Annotated in this window: 3 protein-coding genes; 1 reads left to right on the top strand and 2 read right to left on the bottom strand. The window is 69.8% G+C overall.

Annotation, left to right across the window (positions count from 1 at the left end):
- Positions 1-473: 473 nt before the first annotated feature.
- Positions 474-893, top strand: coding sequence for a hypothetical protein (locus tag ACIP67_RS43180; RefSeq protein WP_298714751.1), 420 nt, complete (start codon positions 474-476; stop codon positions 891-893).
- On the opposite strand, the gene ACIP67_RS43175 is transcribed toward ACIP67_RS43180, so the two are convergent.
- Together ACIP67_RS43175 and ACIP67_RS43170 are read right to left on the bottom strand one after the other, a co-directional pair.
- The gene (locus ACIP67_RS43175; RefSeq protein WP_401700197.1) at positions 835-1,488 is read right to left on the bottom strand and encodes an NAD(P)-dependent oxidoreductase; all 654 of its coding nucleotides are present in this window, start codon (positions 1,486-1,488) and stop codon (positions 835-837) included. The genes ACIP67_RS43180 and ACIP67_RS43175 overlap by 59 nt on opposite strands.
- Before the next feature lie 50 nt (positions 1,489-1,538).
- On the bottom strand, positions 1,539-2,112 hold a 574-nt coding region (locus ACIP67_RS43170; RefSeq protein WP_401700194.1), incomplete at its 5' end, for an MFS transporter.

The raw sequence follows: 2,112 nt of genomic DNA, 5'->3' as shown, positions 1-2,112 counted from the left end.
TTCCTCGGCGAGCTCCACGAGCTGATCGCACGTTGGGGTCTCGAAGGAGAGGGTCATGGGGCCATCCTGCCTCCAGCTCGAGGCGGGGAGGGGCTGACCGTGGTTCCCCTCGGGGAGTGCCTTGCCCCGATGTCACTGATGTGGGGATCCGCCTTGGCGTCAACGGATGTCGAGATGCAGCCCAGATTCCACACGACGCGCGGCGCACTCTTCGCATATCGGGTGGGATCCGGTCGGCGTGAAATCTGGGTGTCCAGGTGGGTGCTCCCGCGCGCCCCAGGGCCCGCCAGAAACGTACGGGCGGCTGCCGCTCTGGCGGGTCGGTTGTGGCGAGTCATGTGGCGGGCGGACAGGGTCGGATGTGGCGCGCACGGCGCATGGCGGGGTCCCTCGCCACAAACGACCGATTCCGCCGCTAGCCCGTCTGGGCCAGTGGTCACACTCAAAGCACCCTCACCGATTGGAGAACCACCATGAGCACCACCGATTCCCGCTTCCGCCCCGACGTGATCGCCGCCCTGCGTGACGTGTACATGCATGACGAGGAAATCCGCGCCTACCTGGCCCCGACCATCGCGGCCACCGAGCCCGGCCCGATGCACGAGGACACCGCATGGATGGATCGCATTCCCGTGCAGACCTGGACGACTGCCGCGCGCCTGTGGCGGGCGGTCCGTGCGGATCAGCCGGACCCGACCGGGCGCGGGCGTGCGCGCGTGGTCGGCCACGACGTGCCGACCTGGATCATGCCCGATCTGTTCCAGCAAGGGTTCGCCTCGTTCACCGACGCGGCCTGCGGCCTGGGGTCGGTGGAGAGCGTCCGCTCTTCGGTGGTCAGTAGGCGACGGAGAAGCGTGTGCGGTGGTGGGCGGGCTTCTCGATCTCGTCGGTGATGGCGAGGGCGATGTCGTCGCCGGAGATCTCCGAGACGCCGTTCTCGTCGCGCAGGAGGATGTCACCACCGATGCGGTAGTGGCCGCGGGCGGTGCCGGGGGCGTGCTTGCCGAAGTTCTCGGCGGGGCTGATGAGGAACCAGTCGAGGCGGTCGTCGGTGTTCGCGCGGAGGTCGTCGAGGGCTCCGGCGAGTTCGAGGGATTCGGGCTTGGCGACCTCGGGGAAGCCGGGGGTGTCGACCAGGCGGGGCCCGTCTGGTGCGATCAGGAGCGAGCCGGCCCCGCCCATTACCCCGAAGCGCACGCCTCGTTCCGCGGCGAGCCCTGCCGCCTTGGACAGCAGGGCGCGGAGGCGGCCTTTGCCGGCGAGCCCGCCGTGGGTGGACAGTGCCGAGATCACGACGTCCGTGTGCTCGAATGCTGAGGCCAGGAACGCGGGGTCTTGCACGTCACCGGCCCGGTACTCGACGCCCGGGGTCTGCTTGTCGGGGATGGAGCGGCTGTACGAGACGACCTGGTGGCCACGCTTGGCGGCCTCGCGGACGATGCGGCTGCCGGCGTACCCGGTGCCGCCGAGGACATGGATGCGAGTCATGGTTTCTTCTCCTTATGGATCGAACGAGATGGATAGAGGGCCGCCGGGGGTCAGGCGGCGGGTTCCCGCCGTGGTCGGGGTGTGGCCAGGAGCAGGCCGAGGAGCGCGATGATCGCGGCGGCGAGCATGGTCACCCCGAGGGGGATGGCGGTGTGCTCGCCGGCGATGCCGACCAGGGCGGCGACGAGGCCGGCGAGGGCGAACTGCACCGCCCCGAGCAGCGCCGACCCTGCGCCGGTCGCGGCCGGGGGCACGGCGGACATGGCCAGGGCGGTCGCGTTGCCGAACACCAGCCCGAGCGGGGCGATCGCGACGAACAGGGGCACCATCAGCCACCCGGCGGGTGCGTCGGTGAGGGTGAGGATCACGATCGCGACGACCGCGGCCAGGCTGATCGTCAGGCCGGTGAGGGTCAACCCGCGCAGCGAGACGCGACCGGCAAGACGGGCCGCGACAGTGGTGGCGATCATCAGGCCGACGGCGTTGATCGCGAACGCGATCCCATAGGCGACCGCGCTCAGGCCGATCATGTCCTGGTAGACGAACGGTGAGGCGGAGATGTAGGCCATCATGATCGCCATCCCGAACGCATACGCGGCCGTGTTCCCCAGATAGGCCCGCGAG

It is taken from the genome of Streptomyces sp. NPDC088812 (genome assembly GCF_044750285.1).
In the GTDB taxonomy this organism is placed as follows: Bacteria; Actinomycetota; Actinomycetes; order Streptomycetales; family Streptomycetaceae; genus Streptomyces.
Note: the sequence above shows the minus strand (reverse complement) of the source record. Positions and strands in the feature narration are given on the sequence as shown.

What these genes read in the sequence shown, in the direction of transcription:
- ACIP67_RS43180 (WP_298714751.1), top strand. Translation starts at nt 474, where the DNA reads ATGAGCACCACCGATTCCCGCTTCCGCCCCGACGTGATCGCCGCCCTG.
- ACIP67_RS43175 (WP_401700197.1), bottom strand. Translation starts at nt 1,488, where the DNA reads ATGACTCGCATCCATGTCCTCGGCGGCACCGGGTACGCCGGCAGCCGC.